20 protein-coding genes are annotated in these 23,488 nt (G+C 34.3%); 11 read left to right on the top strand and 9 right to left on the bottom strand.

What is annotated here, in order from left to right:
* Positions 1 to 182: 182 nt before the first annotated feature.
* From AB674_RS18730 to AB674_RS18695, 8 genes are all read left to right on the top strand, one after another.
* Positions 183 to 1,799, top strand: a complete 1,617-nt coding sequence (locus AB674_RS18730; RefSeq protein WP_047778817.1) for a CTP synthase — start codon at positions 183 to 185, stop codon at positions 1,797 to 1,799.
* A gap of 79 nt (positions 1,800 to 1,878) precedes the next feature.
* Positions 1,879 to 3,783, top strand: coding sequence for a membrane protein insertase YidC (gene yidC, locus AB674_RS18725; protein ID WP_047778810.1), 1,905 nt, complete (start codon positions 1,879 to 1,881; stop codon positions 3,781 to 3,783).
* A 94-nt stretch (positions 3,784 to 3,877) separates the two neighbouring features.
* Complete coding sequence (locus AB674_RS18720; RefSeq protein WP_047778809.1) at positions 3,878 to 4,597, top strand: toxin-antitoxin system YwqK family antitoxin; 720 nt, start codon at positions 3,878 to 3,880, stop codon at positions 4,595 to 4,597.
* A 354-nt stretch (positions 4,598 to 4,951) separates the two neighbouring features.
* Entirely contained in the window at positions 4,952 to 7,138 is a 2,187-nt protein-coding gene (locus tag AB674_RS18715; protein ID WP_047778808.1) for a T9SS type A sorting domain-containing protein, read from the top strand.
* Positions 7,139 to 7,558: 420 nt separating this feature from the next.
* Complete coding sequence (mnmA, locus tag AB674_RS18710; protein WP_047778807.1) at positions 7,559 to 8,746, top strand: tRNA 2-thiouridine(34) synthase MnmA; 1,188 nt, start codon at positions 7,559 to 7,561, stop codon at positions 8,744 to 8,746.
* Positions 8,747 to 8,789: 43 nt separating this feature from the next.
* Positions 8,790 to 10,388 carry a S8 family serine peptidase gene (locus AB674_RS18705; protein WP_047778806.1) on the top strand — a complete coding sequence of 533 codons (1,599 nt, stop codon included), beginning with the start codon at positions 8,790 to 8,792 and terminating at the stop codon, positions 10,386 to 10,388.
* 12 nt (positions 10,389 to 10,400) lie between these two features.
* On the top strand, positions 10,401 to 11,345 hold the full coding sequence (locus AB674_RS18700) for an NAD(P)H-dependent flavin oxidoreductase (protein WP_047778805.1): 945 nt from the start codon (positions 10,401 to 10,403) through the stop codon (positions 11,343 to 11,345).
* Between the two features lie 17 nt (positions 11,346 to 11,362).
* Positions 11,363 to 11,773, top strand: coding sequence for a hypothetical protein (locus AB674_RS18695; RefSeq protein WP_047778804.1), 411 nt, complete (start codon positions 11,363 to 11,365; stop codon positions 11,771 to 11,773).
* 149 nt (positions 11,774 to 11,922) lie between these two features.
* Here the strand turns inward: AB674_RS18695 and AB674_RS18690 are convergent, their stop codons facing one another.
* Genes AB674_RS18690 through AB674_RS18680 form a run of 3 tightly spaced genes read right to left on the bottom strand, consistent with a single transcriptional unit; the run spans position 11,923 to position 14,206 of the window.
* Positions 11,923 to 12,357 (bottom strand): DUF4268 domain-containing protein, encoded by a 435-nt coding sequence (locus AB674_RS18690; protein ID WP_047778803.1) that lies wholly within the window; start codon positions 12,355 to 12,357, stop codon positions 11,923 to 11,925.
* Positions 12,358 to 12,386: 29 nt separating this feature from the next.
* A complete protein-coding gene (locus tag AB674_RS18685) occupies positions 12,387 to 13,457 on the bottom strand; it encodes a PCMD domain-containing protein (RefSeq protein WP_047778802.1) in 1,071 nt (356 codons plus the stop codon).
* Positions 13,454 to 14,206 carry a hypothetical protein gene (locus tag AB674_RS18680; protein ID WP_047778801.1) on the bottom strand — a complete coding sequence of 251 codons (753 nt, stop codon included), beginning with the start codon at positions 14,204 to 14,206 and terminating at the stop codon, positions 13,454 to 13,456. The genes AB674_RS18685 and AB674_RS18680 overlap by 4 nt, the downstream gene beginning before the upstream one ends.
* 168 nt (positions 14,207 to 14,374) lie before the next feature.
* Between AB674_RS18680 and AB674_RS18675 the strand changes: the two genes are divergently transcribed.
* Together AB674_RS18675 and AB674_RS18670 are read left to right on the top strand one after the other, a co-directional pair.
* Positions 14,375 to 15,025, top strand: a complete 651-nt coding sequence (locus tag AB674_RS18675) for an NUDIX hydrolase (protein WP_047778800.1) — start codon at positions 14,375 to 14,377, stop codon at positions 15,023 to 15,025.
* Positions 15,026 to 15,151: 126 nt separating this feature from the next.
* Positions 15,152 to 15,961: a lysophospholipid acyltransferase family protein gene (locus AB674_RS18670; protein ID WP_047778799.1), complete on the top strand. Its 810-nt coding sequence runs from the start codon at positions 15,152 to 15,154 to the stop codon at positions 15,959 to 15,961.
* Between the two features lie 269 nt (positions 15,962 to 16,230).
* On the opposite strand, the gene AB674_RS18665 is transcribed toward AB674_RS18670, so the two are convergent.
* The 4 genes from AB674_RS18665 to AB674_RS18650 all read right to left on the bottom strand — a co-directional run bounded on the left by AB674_RS18665 (position 16,231) and on the right by AB674_RS18650 (position 19,305).
* Positions 16,231 to 16,863: a hypothetical protein gene (locus tag AB674_RS18665; RefSeq protein ID WP_047778798.1), complete on the bottom strand. Its 633-nt coding sequence runs from the start codon at positions 16,861 to 16,863 to the stop codon at positions 16,231 to 16,233.
* Between the two features lie 8 nt (positions 16,864 to 16,871).
* Positions 16,872 to 17,366 (bottom strand): RNA polymerase sigma factor, encoded by a 495-nt coding sequence (locus AB674_RS18660; protein WP_047778797.1) that lies wholly within the window; start codon positions 17,364 to 17,366, stop codon positions 16,872 to 16,874.
* A 41-nt stretch (positions 17,367 to 17,407) separates the two neighbouring features.
* Positions 17,408 to 18,469: a DUF3810 domain-containing protein gene (locus AB674_RS18655; protein ID WP_047778796.1), complete on the bottom strand. Its 1,062-nt coding sequence runs from the start codon at positions 18,467 to 18,469 to the stop codon at positions 17,408 to 17,410.
* A gap of 275 nt (positions 18,470 to 18,744) precedes the next feature.
* Positions 18,745 to 19,305 (bottom strand): hypothetical protein, encoded by a 561-nt coding sequence (locus tag AB674_RS18650; protein ID WP_131701561.1) that lies wholly within the window; start codon positions 19,303 to 19,305, stop codon positions 18,745 to 18,747.
* A gap of 221 nt (positions 19,306 to 19,526) precedes the next feature.
* Here AB674_RS18650 and AB674_RS18645 point away from each other — a divergent pair, with 221 nt between their 5' ends.
* Positions 19,527 to 20,987, top strand: a complete 1,461-nt coding sequence (locus tag AB674_RS18645) for an aminoacyl-histidine dipeptidase (RefSeq protein ID WP_047778794.1) — start codon at positions 19,527 to 19,529, stop codon at positions 20,985 to 20,987.
* 188 nt (positions 20,988 to 21,175) lie between these two features.
* Here AB674_RS18645 and AB674_RS18640 read toward each other — a convergent pair whose 3' ends face one another.
* Together AB674_RS18640 and AB674_RS18635 are read right to left on the bottom strand one after the other, a co-directional pair.
* On the bottom strand, positions 21,176 to 22,510 hold the full coding sequence (locus AB674_RS18640; RefSeq protein WP_082210676.1) for a DUF389 domain-containing protein: 1,335 nt from the start codon (positions 22,508 to 22,510) through the stop codon (positions 21,176 to 21,178).
* Between the two features lie 157 nt (positions 22,511 to 22,667).
* Positions 22,668 to 23,441 (bottom strand): carboxypeptidase-like regulatory domain-containing protein, encoded by a 774-nt coding sequence (locus AB674_RS18635; RefSeq protein WP_047778793.1) that lies wholly within the window; start codon positions 23,439 to 23,441, stop codon positions 22,668 to 22,670.
* Positions 23,442 to 23,488 lie beyond the last annotated feature (47 nt).

Raw genomic sequence — 23,488 nt, 5'->3', positions numbered from 1 at the left:
GTGAGACCAATAAATTATTCAAAAATAAGTCGCTATAACATCTAAAATTAGGGATTACGGAAACAAGTAAACGATCTGTTTATAAATTTGCAAATTATCTCATTCGCTATTTGCCAAAATGTCCAATTAAATTTGTACTTTTGCCAAGTTTTTTACACAACTACAATACAAACAACAACAGAATGAATCAGACAAAATATATTTTTGTTACAGGTGGTGTGACTTCATCTTTAGGAAAAGGAATTATCGCGGCATCTTTGGCAAAATTGTTACAAGGAAGAGGGTATCGTACAACTATTCAGAAATTTGATCCATATATTAATGTGGATCCGGGTACGTTAAATCCATATGAGCATGGGGAATGTTATGTGACTGATGATGGTGCTGAAACCGATTTAGATTTAGGTCATTATGAGCGTTTTCTTAATGTTCCTACTTCTCAGGCGAATAATGTTACAACAGGAAGAGTCTATCTTTCGGTTATTGAAAAAGAAAGAAGAGGAGAGTTTTTAGGAAAAACAGTTCAGGTTGTTCCTCATATTACCAACGAAATCAAAGACAGAATGCAATTGCTGGGTAAATCCGGTGATTATGATATTGTTATTACTGAAATTGGTGGAACAGTTGGTGATATTGAATCACTACCTTATATAGAGTCTGTTCGTCAGTTGGTTTGGGAATTAGGTGAAAATAACGGAATCGTGATTCATTTAACATTAGTTCCATTTTTAGCTGCTGCAGGGGAGTTAAAGACAAAACCTACACAACACTCGGTAAAAACGTTAATGGAGAGCGGTATCAAAGCCGATATCCTGGTTTGTAGAACCGAGCACGAATTGTCTCAGGAACTACGTCAAAAATTGGCATTGTTTTGTAATGTGAAAAAAGAAGCGGTTATTCAGTCTATTGATGCTTCAACGATATACGAAGTACCTAATTTAATGCTTGAAGAAGGATTAGATGTAGTGGCTTTGAAAAAATTAGATTTACCTAAAAAAGCACTGCCGGACCTTAAAAACTGGAATACTTTTTTACGCAGATTAAAAAATCCAAAGCATACCGTAAACATCGGTTTGGTTGGGAAATATGTAGAAATGCAAGATTGTTACAAATCGATCTTAGAGGCGTTCATTCATGCCGGTGCTGCTAATGAAACCAAAGTAAATGTAATTTCTATTCATTCAGAACACATTAATGCGGACAATATCGTAGAAAAACTAAAAGATCTTGATGGTGTTTTAGTTGCTCCTGGTTTTGGAGAAAGAGGTATAGAAGGAAAAATCGAAGCCGTTCGTTATGTACGTGAAAATAATATTCCGTTTTTTGGAATTTGTTTAGGTATGCAAATGTCAGTAATCGAATATTCAAGAAATATTTTAGGATACAAAGATGCGAATTCTACAGAGATGAACGATAAAACGTCACATCCTGTTGTAGATTTAATGGAAGAGCAAAAAACAATTACAGATAAAGGTGGAACAATGCGTTTGGGAGCTTGGAAATGTGATATTAAGCCCAATACGCTTGCACATAAAATTTACGGAGAAAAAACGATTTCAGAGCGTCACCGTCACCGTTATGAGTACAACAATAAATATGCTGAAGAATTACAAAAAGCAGGTTTATTGGCTTCAGGAGTTAATCCGGATACCGGTTTAGTGGAGATTGTGGAACTTGAAAACCACCCGTTTTTTATAGGTGTACAATACCATCCGGAATACAAAAGTACGGTTGCCAATCCACATCCGATTTTTGTAAACTTTGTAGCTGCTGCTGTAAATTCACATAAAAAACAATAATTAATATTCTGTAAGGTTGTAACGTTTGGATTAAACTCAAGACAAATAGCCTTTAACGAATAACCTTTTTTAAACTATAATGGAAGAAAAAAAATTTGACCTTAATTCAATCATTGGTTTTGTATTGATATTTGGAATTTTGATTTGGATTATGTACCAAAATCAACCTTCTGATAAGGAAATTGCTGCTGAAAAAGCCAAGAAAGAATTAGTTGCGAAACAAGAAGCTCAAGCTAAATCGGATAAAACTAAAACGGCAGTTTTGCCAGTTGTAGCAACAACTCCAGGCGATACAGTTCAATTAGCACAATTGCAAAAAACCTTAGGTGGTTTTGCTTACTCAGCGACACTTCCTTCTGCAAAGGAGTCTTTTACAACAATCGAAAATGAGAAGATTAAACTAAAAGTCGCTAATAAAGGAGGTTATATTGTTGAAGCTACTCTTAAAGAATTTGAAAAATTTCAAAAAGGTTCAAAACAATTAGTTGAATTAATCAAAGACAATAATTCTAATTTAAACATTCAGTTACAAACAACAGATAACAGAACTTTAAATTCGAAAGATTTGTTTTTTGAGCCAACACTAACTAAAGTTGGAGCAGATCAGATTTTAACAATGCGTTTGAAAGCTGGAGCGAACGAATTTTTAGAATACAAATACATTTTAAAACCAAACGAATATTTAGTTGGTTTTGATGTTCGCTCTCAAGGTTTGAATAAAATTTTAAATTCGTCTAAGCCATTAGATTTAGTTTGGGATTTAAAATCATACAGAAACGAGAAAAGTATTTCTATCGAGAAGCGTTATGCACAACTTGAATACGAATATGAAGATGAAAAATACAGTTCGGTAAGCGACGGTACAGCAAAAGAAGATACTCCTGAAAAAGTGAGTTATGTAGCTTTTAAACAACACTTTTTCACGGCTATTTTGGCGACTGATAAACCATTTGAGAAATCTAAATTACAATCTGATGCTTTAGTAAAAGATGAAAAAATAGATACTACTTTTATCAAACAATTTAAAGCAACAGTTCCTTTAGCTTTTTCTAATGGAGAAGTGGATTATAAAATGAGTTGGTATTTTGGACCAGCTGATTATAAGGTTTTAAAAGCATATGATAAAAACTTCGAAAAAATTATTCCACTAGGATGGGGGATTTTCGGATGGATTAATCAATGGATTTTCATTCCATTATTCGGATTCTTAAGCTCTTATATTGCTTATGGAATTGCGATTATCATTTTTACAATTATCATCAAATTGGCAATGTCGCCAATTACCTATAAGTCATTTTTGTCTCAGGCTAAGATGAAAGTGTTACGTCCGGAGATTACAGAGTTGGGAGAAAAATTCAAAAAAGACCCAATGAAGAAACAACAGGAAACGATGAAATTGTACAATAAAGCAGGGGTGAACCCAATGGCAGGATGTATTCCGGCATTGATTCAGCTTCCGTTTATGTATGCGTCATTCCAGTTCTTCCCATCTGCTTTTGAGTTAAGACAAAAAAGTTTCCTTTGGGCAGACGATTTATCATCTTTTGATGCGGTTGTAAACTTACCATTCCACATTCCTTTATACGGAGATCATATCAGTTTGTTTCCAATTTTGGCAGCAATTGCGATTTTCTTCTATATGAAAATGACTTCAGGTGACCAACAAATGGCAGCTCCTCAACAAGAAGGTATGCCGGATATGGCGAAAATGATGAAAATCATGATTTACGTTTCACCATTAATGATGTTAATTTTCTTCAATAGTTATGGTGCAGGATTGAGTTTGTATAACTTTATCTCTAACTTAATTACAATCGGAATTATGTTTGTAATTAAAAACTACATTGTGGATACAGATAAAATTCATGCTCAGATTCAGGAGAACAAGTTGAAAGAGCCTAAAAAGCAAAGTAAATTTCAACAACGTCTTCAGGAAGTAATGGAGCAACAAGAGGCCGCAAAAGGTCAGAATAAAAAGAAATAAGTACTAAAAAAAATCTCGATTTATCGGGATTTTTTTTTACGACAGATATACTTTATAAAGTGTAATTTCGTTAAAGTTTAAAAGGAATTAAAAGATGATTTTAAGAAGAATACTACTTGGCTTTGCCTTACTGAATGTTATAGTAATAAATGCTCAAACAGACTTTAATAAGTTAGACGCAAACGGAAAAAAAGAAGGTTTGTGGAAAGGAACTTATGAAGTTTCCAAACGTCCGAGATACGAAGGGACTTTCAGCCACGGAAAAGAAACCGGAGTATTTAAGTTTTTTGATGACACCAAAAAAGGAGATGTTGTTGCAACACGTGATTTTAGTGCCAATGATGGAAGTGCTTATAATATCTTTTATGATCAGAAAAAGAATAAAGTAAGTGAAGGAAAAGTGATCGGTAAAAATTATGAAGGGCAATGGACGTACTACCATAAAGCTTCAGCTATAGTAATGACCACCGAAAATTATAAAAATGGGAAATTGGAAGGTGCAAGGACCGTTTTTTATCCAAATGCTAAAGTCGCAGAAAAAATGACTTATGTGAATGGTCAGAAAGAAGGGATCTACGAAAAGTACGGACAGAACGGAATTATTCTGGAGAAAAGTACTTATAAGAATGACGAATATAACGGAGATGCTGTTTTCTATGATTCTGATGGAGTAGTGGCTTCTGAAGGAAAATTTTTGAAAGGAAAAAAAGCCGGAATGTGGAAGTTTTACTTAAAAGGAAAACTAACGAAAGAAGTGAATATGAGTGACCCGAAAAGTAATTATCAGTCCGACTCAAAACCTAAAATGGAATAGAACTTTTTGGTGGCAGTTCAAATTTGAGGCTTTTTTTATGCCAAAATTTTTAGGCTTCTATTTCGGACTAAAATAAAATAGATGCTAAGGATTTTTTGGTTGGTAATTTGTAACTGTGATTTCGGATTATAGCTCGACTCAATGAAAATTACTTTATATTCTGTTTTGTCTAGATTGAGTTGTTTATATGTGGAGTTTTTTTGATAGTATTTTTTTTAATTTTTAATAAAAAAATGGAGTGATGTTCTTTTTTGGTAAGTAAATATCTATATTCGCCGCTTAATCGCAATTTTGCATTTTAATTAAAGAAGTGTTTTATTAGACTTCTTTTTGTATGAAAAAAAAGGAATATATATGAGGAAAAACTACCATTTTTTATTGATTTTATTAGTAATGTTTTTTTTTAATAATGTCGCTATCTCTCAAACTTCTCTAGGGACATGTACAAGCTTTATGAATAGCTTAAAGAAGGAGTTTATTGTTTCAAAGGGAAAAAGGGACGTGAAAAGTGTTTTACTTCAGACTGTCGATTCAAAAAAGTTTAATGGAAAAATAAATTACAAGGAATCAACTCCTTCGAGTGAATTTTTGATTGGAGAAATTAAAGATATTTCAGAGTCTTCTTTTTATATTAAAGTAATTGGGCAGTCATTGGAAGGGCATATTATTTTAAGAAAAACAAAAGAAGCATATAAGTATTCTTCTGATGCTCATGGAAATGCTTATGTTTCAAAAGTAGACATAAATTCTTTGATTTGTGTGGAATATAGTAAACTGCCACAAAAAAAGACCACAACTACAAAGTATAATGTTGCAGAGTTGAGTGCTAACATATTTAGTTTAGAAAGCTTGCCAGGCGGAAAAGGTTGTGTACTGTTGGATTTTGACGGTTACAATATGCTTGCTGGAAATTATTGGAATGAAGGGAAAGCAATTAATGCAGCTCCGGCTGGATTGAGAAGCGCTTATATAATGGAACTTTTTGAAATTGTTGCAGAAGATTTCAGACCATTTAATCTGAATATAACAACAAATGAAGCCGTTTTTAATAAGTATCCTAAATCGAAAAGGATGCGTATAGTGCTGACCACAACAAAAACTGCAAGTCCAAAAGCGGGTGGAGTAGCTTATATGGGGTCCTTTGGCTGGGATAATGATGTTCCGGCCTGGTGTTTTAATCTTAATAATGGTAAGGATGCTGGAGATACCTGTTCTCATGAAATAGGGCATACTTTTGGGTTAGAACATGATGGACGTACTTTGCCGACGGAAGAATATTTTTACGGATTAGACAATACTTCCTGGGCACCAATTATGGGGTTTAGTTATTACAGACCAGTTACGCAATGGAGCAAGGGAGAATACAATAGCGCAAATAATAAAGAGAGTGATGTTGATGTTATTTCCGGACGGGAATATGGAGTGGGGTACAGAATGGATGATTATGGTAATGATGTATCTTCAGCACTTAGTTTAACTCACGATGATACAGGATTGATTATTAAAAAAGAGGGCGTAATCGAAAAAGAAAGTGATCGTGATTTCTTTGCATTTACCACCAAAGGAGGAAATGTAATAATCAACGCTAATGCAATAAACGGATCTGGTAAAGGGAATCTCCATGTTGCAATTACGTTGCATAATTCGACTGGTGCTGAAATAGAAAAATTTTGGAATCCGAACCCTTATTCGCTCAATGCGTCAATGAGTATAGACCTGCCGGCAGGTAAATATTTTATCAGCGTGAGTGGAATTGGAGCTGGCGATATTTTATATGGCGGTTATTCTGCATACGGTTCGGTTGGGGGGTATTCTATTTCAGGGTTTATTTCGATCTCGGACACCCCTGTTTCGGATATCTTTATTTCCGGAGTACAAACAAACGTAAGTTGTTATGGGGAAGCTGACGGAGTTGTTCGTGCAAGCGTTGTGGGAGGATCCGGTAATTACACTTATGCTTGGACGCCTTTCGGAGGGACAACTGCCACCGCATCCGATTTAAAAGCAGGTATTTATAGTCTAATAGTTAAGGATGATAAAGGGGGAAGTAAAACGAGAACCTTTAATATAACAGAACCTCCGGCTTTAAATTCAAATGTAACGGTTGGAACTGAAGTTTTAATTGCAGATCAATCCGGTGCGACTTACCAATGGTACGAATGTCCTATATCATCAATCGATGGAGAAACAGGTCAATTCTTTGAACCAAAGATAGATGGCTCCTATAAAGTTGTAATGACTTTAAATGGTTGTACTGTTTCTTCCGATTGTATAAACTTTAACAATCTTAGTACAGTATCGTTCGATAAAGCTGTAAAGTTTATGTTACATCCAAACCCAAGTAATAAAATTATAACGATCAAGTCAGACCATGATGCGGATTTAAATCTTATTAACTCATTGGGAGGAATCATTAAAACATTTAAAGTAGTCGCAGAGGTAGATAAAATAGTAAATGTCGAAAATTTAGCTAATGGTATTTATTTTATTTGTGAAATAAGGGAAGGAAAATTAATCACTCATAAATTTGTGAAAAACTAGTATTTAGAAAATATCTTTTTGTCTGTCATTATACCTGATTTTTGCCTGTAGTAAGACCTGAATGGTTTGGTAAAATCAGGTGTAATGATTTTGATTCAGAAAAAAATACATCCCAAAATTTTTTAGACAGAAAAATAAAAAGTATAATTTCATCTTTAGTAGTAAAGTTTGAATAGTGGTGAGCGTATTTAAGTTTTATCCAAAAAACGACTTAGAGAAATTCCTGAAGAAATAGAAAGAACTTCACATTCTTTAAGAAAAAAAATAGGTGCCTTGCATTGACTTTGGTGATTTTTGCAGGCAAACAAAAAATACAATAAGTTTTATCTACCACAGCATTATATAAAGTAATCAAAAGAATTACAATTATCTATAATTTGGCTTACCTTTGCACCCTTGTAAAAATATAAACGAGTTAAAATGAAACGTGTAGTTGTTGGACTTTCCGGTGGTGTTGATTCTAGTGTTGCGGCTTATTTGTTGCAAAAACAAGGGTACGAAGTTATTGGCCTTTTTATGAAAAACTGGCACGATGATTCGGTTACTATTTCTAACGAATGTCCTTGGTTGGAAGATAGTAATGATGCTTTATTGGTAGCCGAAAAACTTGGAATACCGTTTCAAACTGTGGATTTAAGCGAAGAGTACAAAGAAAAAATCGTTGACTATATGTTCAACGAATACGAAAAAGGAAGAACACCAAATCCGGATGTACTTTGTAACCGTGAGATCAAATTTGATGTTTTTATGAAAATTGCTTTAAGTCTTGGGGCTGATTTTGTGGCCACAGGACATTACTGTCAAAAAAGTGAAATTGAAGTAGATGGAAAACCGGTGTATCAATTAATAGCAGGTGCAGATACGAACAAAGACCAATCTTACTTTTTATGCCAGTTGTCACAAGAGCAATTAGCTAAATCATTGTTTCCAATTGGGGCTTTAACCAAACCGGAGGTTCGCGAAATTGCTGCCGAAATGGATTTGATAACAGCAGAGAAAAAAGATTCCCAAGGATTATGTTTTATCGGAAAAGTGCGTTTACCGGAGTTTTTACAACAAAAACTACAACCAAAAGAGGGTAAAATTGTAAAGATTGATAAAAACGATCCGATTTATACAATCGAAAAACCAACTGGTTTATCTATAGAAGAAGAATTAAAATTAGAGTCTCAGAAACGAAATTACCTTCCTACAATGGGGAAAGTAGTGGGTAAACATCAAGGCGCACATTATTTTACAATCGGACAAAGAAAAGGCCTTAATGTAGGCGGAACAACTGATCCGTTATTTATTATTGCTACGAATGTTGAAACCAATACTATTTATACAGGATTAACAAGTCAGCATCCGGGATTGTTTAAGAAAGCTTTGTTTATCGAAAAGTCTGAGGTACATTGGATTCGTACTGATTTGGCTTTAAAAGTCGGAGAAACGATGGAAGTAATGGCTAGAATTCGTTACCGTCAACCTTTACAAAAAGCAACTTTACATCAATTTGAAGAGGGGATGTATGTTTCTTTTGAAGAACCTCAATCTGCTATAACAGAAGGTCAATTTACAGCTTGGTATTTTGAGAATGAATTAGTTGGTTCGGGAGTAATTTCTTAGCTTTATACTTTTTAAGAAGGTTTTGCCTTTAAAAAAGTATACTATGAAAAACAACTACCTATTTTTTCTATTGTTATTTTCTTCTGCCCTGTTTGCGCAAGAAGATGCGTGGGTGTATTTTAATGCAAAGCCCAATGCACAGTTCTATCTGGATAACCCACTGCAAATGCTTTCACAACGAGCATTAGATCGACGAACCAATCAGAATATTGCCTTAAGCAGTACTGACGTTCCTGTAGAAACTACCTTTGTTACCCAAGTAAAACAAAGCACCGGAATTACGGTAATGGCACAATCCAAGTGGTTAAACGCACTTCATATCAGGGGGAGTCAGGCCGATATTAATGCTTTAAAAAACTTTACTTTCGTTGATAAAGTAGTTTTTGCCAATAAGATTTTAAATACGACTTCAAAAAAGGATACGGAGAATAAAATAGCGAAAACAAAGGATAAGTTTAAAGCTACCGTTAACTATGCTTACGGAGCTTCCGCAAATCAAATTCAGATGTTGAATGGTCAGGTTTTGCACCAGCAGAACTATACCGGATCGGGAAAAATAATTGCTGTTTTAGATGCCGGTTTTCCGGGAGTAGACGTGGCACAACCTTTTCAAAGACTGATAAATAATAACCAAATTTTAGGCGGTTATGATTTTACAACCCGTAATGCCAATTTTTATGCCGGAGACGAGCATGGTACGATGGTGCTTTCAACAATGGGTGGTTACAAAGAGAATTCTTTAGTAGGAACAGCTCCGGATGCTTCTTATTATTTGTTCATTACAGAAATTGATGCTACAGAAAATCCGGTGGAAGAATCACTTTGGGTTGAAGCGGCAGAAAAAGCAGATGAGTTTGGAGTTGATATCATTACGACTTCATTGGGATATTTTGGTTTTGATAATGCGAATTACAGTCATACCTATAGTGATATGAATGGAACGACGAATTTTATTTCCCGTGGTGCCGAAATGGCGTTTAGCAAAGGTATTGTGGTGCTTGCTTCAGCAGGAAATGAAGGAAATACAACAGAACGACATATTGGTGGGCCGGCAGATGCTGTTTCCGTTATAGCAGTGGGTTCCGTTACCGCTTCAAAGGTTAGATCAAGTTTTAGTTCAATAGGGCCAAGTTTTGATAGTCGAATTAAGCCCGAAGTTATGGCACAGGGAAGTTCAGCAGTTGTTTCAAGTCCTGCCGGTACTATTACTACGATTGATGGGACTTCATTTTCGTGTCCTATTATGGCGGGAATGGTCGCTTGTTTGTGGCAGGCTTTCCCTTCCAAAACGAATCAGGAAATTAGACAAATGATTCTGAAATCTTCAGATCGATATACCGTTCCAAATAATGATTACGGTTACGGAATCCCTAATTTCGGGTCGACTTTAGGTGTTGATGATTTTCAGATCTCTTCTTTTTCGGTATATCCAAATCCGACTCAGGCCACAGTTACATTTGCCCTTTCAGATCAAAACACAGCTTCCATAACGATTTATTCTGTTTTGGGACAAAAAGTTTTGGAGAAACAAATTACAAATGAAAATTCAACTCTTTCTTTACAAACCTTAAAAAGCGGTCTCTATTTTTATACTTTTGATGCCGAAGGTTTACATAAAACAGGAAAGATTATCAAACAATAACAGCATTTTTGAATGAATAAAATCACACAACTTTTTAAAATAAAATATCCAATAATTCAAGGAGGAATGATTTGGAACAGCGGATATAAATTAGCAAGTGCAGTTAGTAATGCGGGAGGTTTAGGACTTATTGGTGCCGGCTCTATGTATCCGGAAGTATTACGCGAACACATTCAGAAATGTAAAAAAGCTACGGACAAACCTTTTGGAGTCAATATACCAATGTTGTATCCCAACATTGAAGAAATTATGAATATTGTTGTAGAAGAAGGCGTGAAGATCGTTTTTACTTCAGCAGGAAATCCTAAAACATGGGCTTCTTTTTTGAAAGAAAAAGGTATTACAGTAGTGCATGTGGTCAGTAGTAGTGTTTTTGCCTTAAAAGCGGAACAAGCAGGTGTAGATGCTATTGTGGCGGAAGGTTTTGAAGCCGGTGGACACAACGGGAGAGATGAAACCACAACGCTGACGTTGATTCCTATGGTGAAAGAAAAAGTTCAGATTCCGCTTATCGCTGCCGGAGGTATTGCAACCGGAAGAGGAATGCTGGCCGCTATGGTTTTAGGTGCCGATGGTGTTCAGGTTGGAAGCCGTTTTGCAGCTTCTGTAGAATCTTCTTCTCATGATAATTTCAAACAGACTATTTTGAATGTGAAAGAAGGGGATACCCAACTAACATTAAAAGAATTGGCACCGGTACGATTGATTAAAAATAAATTCTACCAGGATGTTCAGGACTTATATGAAAGATGTCCGTCAAAAGAAGAATTGGTACAGCTTTTAGGCAGAGCACGAGCTAAAAAAGGAATGTTTGAGGGAGATTTAGAAGAAGGAGAACTTGAAATAGGTCAAATTGCCGGAATTATTCATGAAATTTTGCCTGTAGAAAAAATTATTCAACAAATGATGGCCGATTTTGAAATTGCAAGCAAGGAAAAAGCTAAATTTGAGTTTTAATAGCCCTAAATTACATCATGAATACTTTACGTACCTACATATTATTCCTTTTCCTTGGACTTGGTTTGCAGCAGTCCTATAGTCAGTCTTATCGTTTTAAAACATCCGGATTTAGTGTGTTAGAAAAAAATGAAAGAGGAAAATGGGGAGAGTGGTCCACGCTTGATCTGGTCAATCTTTCTGTAATTCTGGATACTGATAAACACCGAATCGTGGTGTATTCTCAGGAAATTCAGTTGTACACGATCACCAATTATATCGAACGCGAAGAAAACGACACCGACATAGTGTATTCATTTTTATGTAAAGATAATAATGGAAACGATTGTAAACTTTCTATAATTACACGGAAAAAACAAGACTATCGCAAGCAGCTTTATATTAATTACGATAACCAGATTATTGTTTATAATATTGTTACGGTATAAGACAAAAAAATAAACCCAACAGGTTTCTAAAACCTATCGGGTTTATTTTTTTAAACCTTTGCAACTTTGTTACTTTGCAACTTTGCATCTAAAAAGGCTAAAAAACTTAGCGACTTATAAACTCAGAGCCTTAGAATCTTAAAAAAAACCTACTCAATATCCTTAATAAATTCATCATACTCAAGATAGAACATTTCAAGAGCGTGCATTTTTTCGTTGAAAAAATCAAAAATAGCACCCCAATTAGTACGATTGCTAAAACCAACACCTGTTATTTCTACCCAGATTCGGCTTATGGTTTTGCCGCTTTCAAGGGTATATTCCTTTTCGAAAACCAAATCTTTGATGAATTCTTCTTCCAGAATGTTTTTTAGCGCTTCCAGTTTTTCAAAATAAGCAATTCGTTTCTCATCGTTTCGTTGCTCGATATCAATTAAAACCTGTGCTTTTTTGTTGTCTACATAAAACTTAAAAGAGAAGTCTTTAATTTTGGTGTCATAAAGTACCCATTTACGCGGGTATTTTTCGGCGAAAGCCACCCAAAATTCTCTTTTTATTCGCTGTGATTCTTCTTTACTGTACATTTTTAAAAATTGGTATAGTCGGAACTATTTTAATATTTAAGTTCAAAATTATTTACGAATAACGTACTGTTTACACCTCCCTCATACAAGATTCCGTCGGCACTGGAGGCAAAAACAACGATGATGTGTGTTGGTTTATCATTAGAGTTTCCATAAATTCCGTTGCCAGGCTTCTGATAATCAGGGAATGTTGCGTTTAACGTTCCGTAGGTCAAAGCTACATTAATATTTTGAAGATTCACACCTGTTGTTGTCCCGGTTCTGTACCAACCGGTTGCAATACGTTTGATCGCATTAGGATCCTCTCTGTTTTCAAGAATAACATAAATATCAGCTTGGTCGGTTTTATCTAAAGCACTGCCTTTGCCATCCTGATAAGGTGTTCCGGCTGTGTACTTAATTTCGGCAGAAAAACTTTTGGGTTTGGCGGTAAACGGAATTCCAAATTGCGCCGAAGCAGGCGGATTTGCAACATTCAAAACAAATTTCCCGGTAAATAAAGTACCAGATCCCATACGTTGCCCCACAATTCCGGAGACACTGCCCAAATCTTTGGTAATAATTTGAGCTACATAATCAGTTCCCGTATTCAGATAAGGATAAGTGGTTACATTGGCGCTGCTGGTAGTGGTGGTTCCGTCATTGGCGGTAGCCCAAATGGTATTATCATTGATTCCGGGTTGTTTGTATGATTTTCCCGAAGGTTGATACCAGGCATCAAAAGTGCTGTTGTCTAATTGCGGGTTAGCATCTTCTTGCGTAATAGTAACAAGGTAGGCTGCCTGATCTCCATTTTCGGCGGTTACTATATAAGTCTGAGGAGTGGTAAAATCTCGTATCGTTTCTTTAACTGGTGAAATTGTAGCAAAAGTTGATAAAGCAAGTGAATCGATTGTTAGTTTTGTGATATCAGCTTCAGAATTCACCGTGATCTGAATCGTTTTTGTTGCGATGTTGATGGTAGAAAAACCCGACTGTCCTGCGACTGTAAAATAGCGAATAGCGTTTTTGTCGGATTTACCAAAATAAGTATCGTTTACGCAAGCAGCGGTAAGCAGAAACAAACAAAAGCTGAAAATTTTAAAGATTATATTTTTCATTTTGAGTGTTTTTTAATGGGGAAATAATAATAAAAACCAATATTCAACCGTAATAAATTGATACTGAAATCGGCATCGGTTGCATGTGATTTCTCTGTAACTTCATTATTGAGTGTAGTCTTTGACCAAGTTGAGCTAAAACCGGCAATTTGAGCGCCTACTTCAATAGAAAACCCCTTTACAACATTGACCATAATTCCCGGATTAATCTGCAATTCAAGAGCGACATCTTTGGTATAACTTCTTTTTAGCAAATCGTTTGTAGTTCGTTCTTCAATTATATGTTTAAAACTGGTTCCCAAAAGAACCAAATTGTACAAATAAAAGCGTCTTTTTGAATCAAGTGGAATGAAATTTTTCATTCCGCCATAAATTCCATAAGAATCCTTGGCATATTGCACTGCTGTTTTTGTGCCTTGTTGATCCGTTTCGGTTTGATTATGACGATCATTTTCGAAACTAATTAAGGCTCCTAAAGCAAAATTATCTTTGATAAAATAACCCGCATCAACACTCATTTTAAACTGATTTCGTGATTGATCACTGACGTCTACAAGCAAGCCTTGCTTGACATCGGTATCTTTTGTTGAGAAATTAAAAGTTATCCCACTGTACATATTGCCTTTTGAGGTGAGCCTGTTTTTTAAAATCAAAGTGTCTTTAACGATTTGATTTTGAGCGTTAATCCTTTGGCTGGAAATAAGTAAAATAAACAGAAAAGAAAAGAGGAGTAAGGTTTTCTTAATCATAAATTAGTTTTTTGTGACTTTATTATTCGTTTAAAAAATTGCCTTTTATAAAAGTACACTTTTTATTTACGCATTAAGATTTTCAGAAGTAGTTTGCATTAAAATTTGTGGGGCGATGAATTCTAAACTATCTTTAGATATTATTTAAAAGTATTCGCAACCTATAATATGGATTTTAAAGATTTCTTGCATTATGTTCCTAATATAATTCCGGTAGAGTTGCCGGCTATACTGGCTCATTTGAAAATGGCTCCAAAAGAGCGGGCAGAGGCATTAAAGAACTTAAATGCAGAAGCGATAAATCCCAGAATAGCAGCTGTTATGATGTTGTTTTATCCTAAAAAGGGAAAAACACATTTGGTTTTAATAGTCCGAAATGCCTATAATGGAGTTCATTCTTCGCAAATTGCTTTTCCGGGCGGAAAATACGAAACGACTGATGCCGGATTTGCAGCAACCGCTTTAAGAGAGACACATGAAGAAGTAGGGATTTTACCGGAGAAAATAAAGGTAATTAAGGAATTTACGCCCATGTTTATACCGCCGAGTAATTTTATGGTGCATCCTTTTTTGGGAGTTTCTTCAGAAGAGCTTTCTTTTTATCCGGATGTCAGAGAAGTTGCGGACATTATAGAATTACCTCTTTCTGTTTTTTTGAATGACGAAATTATAATCGAGGCCACATTGTCAACTTCTTACGGATCAAATATTCTGGTTCCGGCATTTAATATTCAAAATCATATCGTTTGGGGAGCAACTGCGATGATATTAAGTGAATTAAGAGATGTGCTAAAATTGACTTTTGCAGAAAATTCGTAAAAACAATAAATTAACAATTTGATATTCATTACGATAAGCATTTGTCTTAGAAATTGCTTAATACTATAGGTAAAAGAATAATTTTTGTATGTTTGCGAACTTAACTAAAAAATACAATACACAGCTATGGGATTGTTTAAACGAAATCCTTTCGGACATATATTATTCATCAAGAAATGGTTAATCCGTGTTTTGGGTGCCATGACGCACCGAAGATATAGAGGTTTTAATGAATTACAGATTGAAGGATCTGAAATCATAAAAAACTTACCGGATACTAATGTTTTGTTTATATCCAATCACCAGACTTATTTTGCTGACGTTGTAGCTATGTTTCATGTTTTTAATGCAAGTTTATCAGGTCGTCAAGATACGATCAAGAATATTGGTTATCTGTGGCAGCCTAAAATGAACCTGTATTATGTTGCTGCCAAAGAAACGATGCAAGCCGGTCTGTTGCCAAGAATTTTGGCTTACGTTGGTGCAATTACAGTAGAAAGAACCTGGCGTGCAAAAGGGGTTGATGTTACCGAAAAAAGAGACGTGAATCCTAATGATACCGAAAATATTAGAATAGCGCTGGAAGACGGCTGGGTAATCACATTCCCGCAAGGAACTACAAAATCGTTTAAACCCGTTCGAAAAGGAACTGCTCATATTATAAAACAGCATAAACCTGTTGTAATTCCAATTGTAATTGACGGTTTTCGTCGTTCATTTGATAAAAAAGGATTGCGAATGAAAAAGAAAGGGATTCTACAGTCCTTTATAATCAAAGAACCTCTTGATATTGATTATGAAAACGATACGATCGACGAAATCGTAGAAAAGGTAGAATACGCAATCGAACAACACCCGTCATTCTTAAAAGTTATTCCCGCAGAAGAATTAAAAGTGCAGGAAGAACTGAACCAAATGAGAAGATGGGGGTATTAGAATTTTAGATTTCTGATTTTAGAGTGTAAATTTTTGATTTTAGATTTTTGATTTTAGATTTTGGAGTGTAGATTTTTGATTGAAAATTTTTAAGTTTTTTTGGTTTGCGGACAGCAGACCCGGTATTCTAAAGTTTGTTGGTCTATTGTTTAGATTTAGTACCACAATAGGCATTGTAACTCAAAGAAACCTTTGCAACTCTAAACCTTTGCGCCTAAGAAAAAAACTCAGAAGCTTAGCAACTCAGCACCTCAGAACCTTTTTTAAAACTACAGATCAATCTTCTTCAACTCCTTATAGTTAGCGTACAATCTGCGTAAAAGTGTTCCGTACAACAATCTGTAAAAGCACCAGAATATCCCTAAGAAAGCTAATGTAACCAAAAGTAAAATCCCACCGGTAACAAACATTGCTTTACCGTTTGTGGCTAATTTATCTCTTAAAAAGCTCATGTCCGGATTGTATACAAAGGCAATAAAGAAACTTATTATCGAACTGATTACGGCCATTCCCAAATTATACCACACATAATATTGAACAGTTCTTCGGGTTTTCAAAATACTACTCATTAGTAGTTTAGTTGACCCTGTAGTCGATATTGTTTTGTAATTTTTATAGAAAAAATAGACAAAAATAAGCACAACTACATAGTTGAAGTAGGTTAAAACAGCAAGATAAAAAATCATTTCAGGATGTTTTATCTTAATTAACATTTCATCAGTACTGAAAAATAAATTTGAAACGGTCCAGAATAAAATTTCCAAAATACTGATAATCAAAATCCACTTCACGATCGAAGAAGATTTTTTGTGTATCATTTTGTAGATTTCATTTTCTGAAATTTGCTCAAAAGAATCGGCATTCTTTTTCCAGTCTTTTTTTAATAAATCCAGTTCTTTCATAATAATTTTTAAGGATTTAATATTTTTTTAAGTTTCCCTTTTATTCTGTTCATTTTCACACGTGCATTCACTTCGCTGATTCCTAAGGTCTCTGCTATTTCTTGATAATCTTTGTCTTCTAAATACATAAAAACTAATGCTTTTTCGATGTCATTAAGCTGATAAACGGCTTTGTACATCAGTTTAATTTGTTCCTCCTCTTCATAGTTGTAATCAACGTCTTTTACAAAATGCTGATGACTTTCATAATCTACAGTAGATATGGTTCTTTTGGTTTTTCGATATAAGGTAATGGCGGTATTTAAAGCAACGCGATACGTCCAGGTCGAAAATTTACTGTCGCCTCTAAATTTAGGATAAGCTTTCCATAATTGAATAGTAATTTCCTGAAACAAGTCTTTATGAGCGTCTTCGCCAGCAGTATATAATCTACAAATCTTGTGGATTATATTCTGATTTGCCTGCAATTGCACAACAAATGACTGTTCTAAATTTTCGCTCATAATCTATTAGTAGTACTGTTTTAATTTTTGTTACACTTCAATTAAAATTCTTTTCCTTTATAATAATTCACCATCAAATCGACAAATTTGCTGTAACTCTCCATGCCGTCTTTTTGCTGGTTTATTTTTAAGAAATTATCATAAAAAATATGAAAACCGGTTTCGATCGGGGTTTCATACTGTTTCCAAAAGTCCTGGCTTTCCTGATAGTTTTTTAAAATCCCAACATGAACCGTTTTCTTTAATTGATTAAAAAGGGGTTCGTTTTTTGCCTGCCAAATGCCAAGACAATAACGCAAAGCAAAACTATAACCGGAATATTGGTAATATAAATTATCGTTTTTAACGGTTGCCAAAACGCCAATAAAATTACATTCACTTTCGCTAGCAAACCCGATCTGATGTGCCATTTCGTGACAACTCGTTGCAGGAAAATTATACATAGGCAATAAGTCATTTACTTGCGCTTCATTGGTAAACGGATTCAGGTAACCTCCAAATCCCATATAAGTTAATGGCAGGCTGAATAGCGATTTTTTGATGCTTAGATTTTGATAAGCAAAATAGGAATGTTCTTTTGCAAGATTTTGATACCCGTTTAAATTCATCTGAAAAGCTTGCTCTTGCGAATACGGGAAAACGACTTTTGAACTGTCTTTTTTTGTTATTTGAAATTGAATTTCATTCGTTTTTGCTATTAGTTTTTTAGTAAAAACCAATAGTTCGGCATCCGTGTATTCTCTTTTAATCTTCATTTTTTCAAAAAGAGGTTCACGATAATAATTAAGAGCCCAAAGCAGATGAAAGAAAAAGTAAAATATAGAAATTACGCTTAGTGTTCTTAAAAGATGGTCTTTCCAATTTGATTTCCAGGTCTTACGGTTTTTCCAAAACCAACGAATTAAAAGGAGTATTAAAACCGAGTATACACAATCGCCTATCGAAAACGGAATCCAGCCTAGAATAATTCTCGAGAAATGAGAGATTTTCAAATAGATTCCATTGCTATAAAAGCGTTCGATGAATTCCGGAAAAAAGGGAAGAACCTTTAAAAGAATAATCTGCAGGAGAAGTAATAAAGGTAGAATGTATTTTCGTTTCACAATGTAAATTTTGGTTACGTAAATATAAATACAATTATTAATTTTTTATAAGACATTCTTGATATTCTGGCAGATCGTAAATGGGAGAGATGTATTTATGACGATACGAAGTATTTAAAAACAGAAAAACCGAAGAGACTTCGGTTTTTGGTTGTATTTTTTAAGTGTTATTTTTTTTGATGAGCTTACATTGCAATGATATCATTTTTCATAACTGTTTTGTTTTAAGTTTAATATTGTAAATGTATGTATTTATTATTGATATAAAAAGTTAATTAACATTGTAAGATTTCTTTGAAGTTTCCTTCTTTAAATTTTCCTTCACGGATTGCGGCTTTATTGACAAATTCATGAGTAAATATGTTGTTTAGCCCTGTTAAGCTATGGCGGGCGGTAATTTGAAATTGTATGTGTGTAGGGGAATATTGCATTTTTTTAGGTAAATCTTCATAAGTGAAAAACTGAATACAGTTATGACCGTAATTCTTTTTGAAAGGAATATAACCGGGTATGTAATTGATTGTATCTGTTTTAAGTTCAATTCTGGAAAAGATCTTATTAATAATGCCATTTTCGCCTTGTATGATGTAATAATAATTGGTTCTGGCTTCAATGTTATAAGCACCAAAGAGTGATTTGTTTATAATTTTGAACGAATAACAAATTTGGTCAATATTATCAAATGGACTATTGTTTTTTGCTATTAAGGGTACTATTTCAAATTTGGGTTTGAAAAAAATCAAAAGAGTAAAGATAAAAAAGAACGAAGCAAAGAAGCTGCAAATAATATTGAAGAATAGAGTGGAAACTGTAAATTCTGAAAGGAGAGATTCCATAAAATGATTTTTAGTTTAAAAATTAAAACAATAACTAAAAGTAAGAAAAATTTTATAATTTTAAATAAATTTTTACTTTTTATAACCTTCCTTATTTGTTAATTGGAAGTAATATCCAACGATTCATTTTATTTGTTGATTGAATGGTAGATACTTTTTTTTAAGAGGTAATACTTTCTTAACTTTGATGCTCTTAATTGTTAAACTTCAAACACAAAATAATGAGTCAGGAAATAAGAAATCTGGAACCTAAGGCGCTATGGAACAAATTCGCTGATCTGAATGCCGTTCCACGTCCGTCGAAGAAAGAAGAACGAGTGATCGAGTTCATGAAGAACTTTGGAAATAGCTTAGGTTTAGAAACTTTTGAAGACGATATCCGCAACGTTATAATTAGAAAACCGGCAACTGCTGGAATGGAAAATCGTAAGGCGATTGTAATGCAAGGGCATCTTGATATGGTGCACCAAAAAAATGCAGACACTGTTTTTGATTTCGATACGCAGGGAATTGATATGTATGTTGATGGTGACTGGGTTCGTGCGCGTGGTACTACACTTGGTGCAGATAACGGGTTAGGGGTAGCTACTATTATGGCTATTTTAGAAAGTAAAGATATTCCGCATCCTGCGATTGAAGCTTTGTTTACAATTGATGAGGAAACCGGAATGACAGGAGCTTTAAACCTAAAAGGAGGAATTCTTCAGGGGCAGATTTTATTAAATTTAGATACTGAAGAAGATGATGAAATTGATATCGGTTGTGCCGGAGGAATTGATGTAACGGCTACAAGAAGCTATCATGAAGAAGAAGTTCCAGAAGGTTCTGTTGGACATATTATTACCGTAAAAGGGCTTAAGGGAGGTCATTCAGGAATGGATATCCATAAAGGTCTAGGGAATGCTAATAAAATTATGAACCGTTTGTTATTTGATGCCTTTGAAAACTTTGGTTTACAAGTGGTTGAAATAAACGGAGGAAGTTTACGAAATGCAATTCCAAGAGAAAGTGTTGCTAAAGTAATCATTTCTGAAATGTTTGATGAAGCTTACATTTTTGATATGCAGGAAATTATCAACGATATTAAAGCGGAGTATAAAACGACTGAACCTAATCTTTCTATTGAAATCGTGAAATGTGATTTACCGGAAAAAGTAATGGATTTAGGTGTTCAGGAAGGTATTATTCGTGCTATTTATGCAGCTCATAATGGTGTTTACAGAATGAGTGCTGATATGGAGGATTTAGTGGAAACCTCAAATAATATTGCCAGAGTAATAGTAAAGGACGGTGAAATCACAATTGGATGTTTGACACGTTCTTCTGTAGAAACTTCAAAATTTGATTTGGCAAATGCATTGCGTTCTGCTTTTGAATTAGTAGGTTGCGAAGTAGAACTTTCAGGTTCTTACCCAGGTTGGACACCAAATGTAAACTCAGAAATACTAGAAGTATTAAAAGAGATTTACGAAAAACAAAATAACGAGAAACCAAAAGTAGTGGCTTGTCATGCTGGTTTGGAATGTGGAATTTTAGGAACAAATTATCCGGATATGGATATGATTTCTTTTGGACCAACCATTCACGGAGCACACTCTCCGGACGAAAGAGCAAGTATCTCTTCTGCTAAGAAATATTGGAAATTTGTATTAGAAATTCTATCAAATATTCCGGTTAAATAAGTAATTAGTCTCAGTTTGCAGTCACAGTTTTCGGTAATAACTGAAAACTGCGACTGCGACTGAATACTACTATCAATCTCGTTTAGGATTGTTTTTCTTCTCTCTCTTTTCTTCTTTCTTTTCTTTAGCCGTTTTTAACGGTTCTTTTTTTACCGTTTTTTTTGCATCTTGACTTTTTGACATAATATTTATTTTTTTAGGGTTTTTATTTCGGGTACACTTTGTCTATATACTTCTATAGAGTCTTTTTGAAGTCTCACTTTTAGCCAGGACTTTAGTTTTTCTTTGGTTTCTGAAGTGATGTCTTTTTTACTTTGAAAAAGGATTATCGGGATAATTTTGGTTTTACTGTCTTTGTGTTCAGATGAATAATTTCCAATAGACAGTGAGGTTACAAATGGAAACAGAATTTTGGCTTCGCTTCCAATCTGAAGGTTTTTGAATTGATATTGTGACAATTGATTTCTTAAATCGTTAATCAGGACATCTTTTTGATCGACTAAGTTTTTGCTGCTGTTGATTTTATTCATGATGTCTTTTGACAGATTAAAAGTATCTTGTTTAATAATCAATCGGGTATTTTTCAGATCGTATTCCGTTAATTTTTTATTTAAATTGATAATCTCGGCATCGTTAAATTTCTTTGTTAAAAATGCAAGTTCTATTCTTTTTGGATTAGTATTGTATTCGATGTTTTTGTAGATAATAGGATAATCGTTATCCAGAAATTCTTTTCGGATAAAAGTTTCTGTTTTAAAGGTATAATTTTTTTGAATGAATAATTGGTAAGCAAAATAGATGCTGGGAACTATTAAAAATAAAATCAGAATCGTAATAATGTATTTAACACGTTTTTGATGTACAGTATCAAGTTGTCTGGTTATAGGGTATTTCAGGTAGTTGACAATTACAAAAGTAGCGATACAGATAAAAACGCAATTGATGGTATATAAGTACATGGCACCTAAGAAAAACTTAAAATTACCTAAAGCAAGGCCATAACCCGCGGTACATAAAGGAGGCATTAAAGCCGTTGCAATAGCAACACCCGGAATTGGATTTCCTTTTTCGACTCTGGTTACGGCTATCACACCAACCAAACCTCCAAAAAAGGCAATTAAGATGTCGTAGATATTTGGAGACGTTCTGGCTAGTAATTCAGATTGTGCTTCTTTAAAAGGGCTAATGTAAAAGTAAATGGTAGAAGTTGCTAAACTTGCGATTGTTGCAATTAATAGATTCTTAATGGATTTTTTTAGTAATTCAAAATCATACATTCCTAAGCCAAATCCTGCGCCAACGATTGGCCCCATTAAAGGAGAGATAAGCATGGCGCCAATTATCACAGCAGTAGAGTTGACATTTAGTCCTACAGATGCAATGATGATAGCGCATACTAAGATCCAGAGATTTGATCCTCTAAAAGATACCGTGCTGCTAATGTTTTGTATTACTGTTTTTTTGTCTTCTTCCCCTTTATGCAGATCTATAAAATTTAGAATCTTATCGGTTATGTTTATCATTTTAAATTGATTTTTAAAATCGATGACGATTTTAAGAGATGTATAATGACTAATTTAATCAATTATTTGTTGAAATACCATTATTTTGAAAGAATAATGCCGTAAATAAAAAAATCCCCAATTAGACAATTGAGGATTGATTTTTATAATGTAGCAATTAATTTCGTTTTAATACTTTATATTGTTCATAACAAGCGCTTATGGCATCCATGATTTGCAGATCGTTTGCAGTCTGAATAAAAGAATCAGAATAGTTACAACGGTGCATAATCTCCGGAATTTCATCTTTACTGATACCTAATAATACAGAAACTGTTTCGCGGTCGTATTTGGACTCTAAAAGATTTCGAACCGTATCGTCTTTCTTCATCTCTTTAAGTTTCTTGAGTTCTTTACCATTTTTTCCGAAGAAATTATAAAGCATATCTGCAGGATTAAAGATCGAACCTAATACTTTTCCAAAGGCATTTGGAGAATATTCACCGGCTTCGTACCCTTGTGTAAGGCCTGAAATGCTATAACGATAGTTTTCTTTAGTCGGAATTAATTTAGAATCAACTTCAAGGTAACCCGTTAAGCTAAAGGGAGCAATAATAACTTCTTCAAGCGCAATTGCTTTTTCAGTAAGCTGAATTCTGGTTACTTTATTTTTTATCCAGTCATTGGTTACTCTGATACGCAGCGATTGAAATCCTAAAATCGAAAAATGAAGGGTATCATTGACTTGTACGTCGATTTCGAAATATCCTTTTTCATCAGATTTTGCACCTCTAACCTTGTTGGTGTTGATGATGTTAACTCCTGAAAGAGGTTGTTTGCTGTTGTCATTAATAATGTAGCCCGAAACTCTTTGTGGTATTGTAGACGGGGTGTCTTGTGCAAAAGCAATAGTAGATAGTAATGTAAAAAAGAAAACTGCGAAATATTTCATATCCTGATTTAAAGCACTAAAAGTAGTGAATCAAGATTAAATATTTC

Source organism: Flavobacterium sp. ABG (genome assembly GCF_001027725.1).
GTDB classification, from domain to species: domain Bacteria; phylum Bacteroidota; class Bacteroidia; order Flavobacteriales; family Flavobacteriaceae; genus Flavobacterium; species Flavobacterium cupriresistens.
The sequence above is the reverse complement of the archived record's forward strand: the minus strand, read 5'-3'. Positions and strand labels throughout refer to the sequence as shown.

What these genes read in the sequence shown, in the direction of transcription:
- AB674_RS18715 (WP_047778808.1), top strand. Translation starts at nt 4,952, where the DNA reads ATGAGGAAAAACTACCATTTTTTATTGATTTTATTAGTAATGTTTTTT.
- AB674_RS18645 (WP_047778794.1), top strand. Translation starts at nt 19,527, where the DNA reads ATGAGTCAGGAAATAAGAAATCTGGAACCTAAGGCGCTATGGAACAAA.
- AB674_RS18675 (WP_047778800.1), top strand. Translation starts at nt 14,375, where the DNA reads ATGGATTTTAAAGATTTCTTGCATTATGTTCCTAATATAATTCCGGTA.
- AB674_RS18700 (WP_047778805.1), top strand. Translation starts at nt 10,401, where the DNA reads ATGAATAAAATCACACAACTTTTTAAAATAAAATATCCAATAATTCAA.
- AB674_RS18665 (WP_047778798.1), bottom strand. Translation starts at nt 16,863, where the DNA reads ATGAAAGAACTGGATTTATTAAAAAAAGACTGGAAAAAGAATGCCGAT.
- AB674_RS18695 (WP_047778804.1), top strand. Translation starts at nt 11,363, where the DNA reads ATGAATACTTTACGTACCTACATATTATTCCTTTTCCTTGGACTTGGT.
- AB674_RS18670 (WP_047778799.1), top strand. Translation starts at nt 15,152, where the DNA reads ATGGGATTGTTTAAACGAAATCCTTTCGGACATATATTATTCATCAAG.
- AB674_RS18635 (WP_047778793.1), bottom strand. Translation starts at nt 23,441, where the DNA reads ATGAAATATTTCGCAGTTTTCTTTTTTACATTACTATCTACTATTGCT.
- AB674_RS18720 (WP_047778809.1), top strand. Translation starts at nt 3,878, where the DNA reads ATGATTTTAAGAAGAATACTACTTGGCTTTGCCTTACTGAATGTTATA.
- AB674_RS18660 (WP_047778797.1), bottom strand. Translation starts at nt 17,366, where the DNA reads ATGAGCGAAAATTTAGAACAGTCATTTGTTGTGCAATTGCAGGCAAAT.
- AB674_RS18685 (WP_047778802.1), bottom strand. Translation starts at nt 13,457, where the DNA reads ATGAAAAATATAATCTTTAAAATTTTCAGCTTTTGTTTGTTTCTGCTT.
- mnmA (WP_047778807.1), top strand. Translation starts at nt 7,559, where the DNA reads ATGAAACGTGTAGTTGTTGGACTTTCCGGTGGTGTTGATTCTAGTGTT.
- yidC (WP_047778810.1), top strand. Translation starts at nt 1,879, where the DNA reads ATGGAAGAAAAAAAATTTGACCTTAATTCAATCATTGGTTTTGTATTG.
- AB674_RS18730 (WP_047778817.1), top strand. Translation starts at nt 183, where the DNA reads ATGAATCAGACAAAATATATTTTTGTTACAGGTGGTGTGACTTCATCT.
- AB674_RS18640 (WP_082210676.1), bottom strand. Translation starts at nt 22,510, where the DNA reads ATGATAAACATAACCGATAAGATTCTAAATTTTATAGATCTGCATAAA.
- AB674_RS18650 (WP_131701561.1), bottom strand. Translation starts at nt 19,305, where the DNA reads ATGGAATCTCTCCTTTCAGAATTTACAGTTTCCACTCTATTCTTCAAT.
- AB674_RS18680 (WP_047778801.1), bottom strand. Translation starts at nt 14,206, where the DNA reads ATGATTAAGAAAACCTTACTCCTCTTTTCTTTTCTGTTTATTTTACTT.
- AB674_RS18705 (WP_047778806.1), top strand. Translation starts at nt 8,790, where the DNA reads ATGAAAAACAACTACCTATTTTTTCTATTGTTATTTTCTTCTGCCCTG.
- AB674_RS18690 (WP_047778803.1), bottom strand. Translation starts at nt 12,357, where the DNA reads ATGTACAGTAAAGAAGAATCACAGCGAATAAAAAGAGAATTTTGGGTG.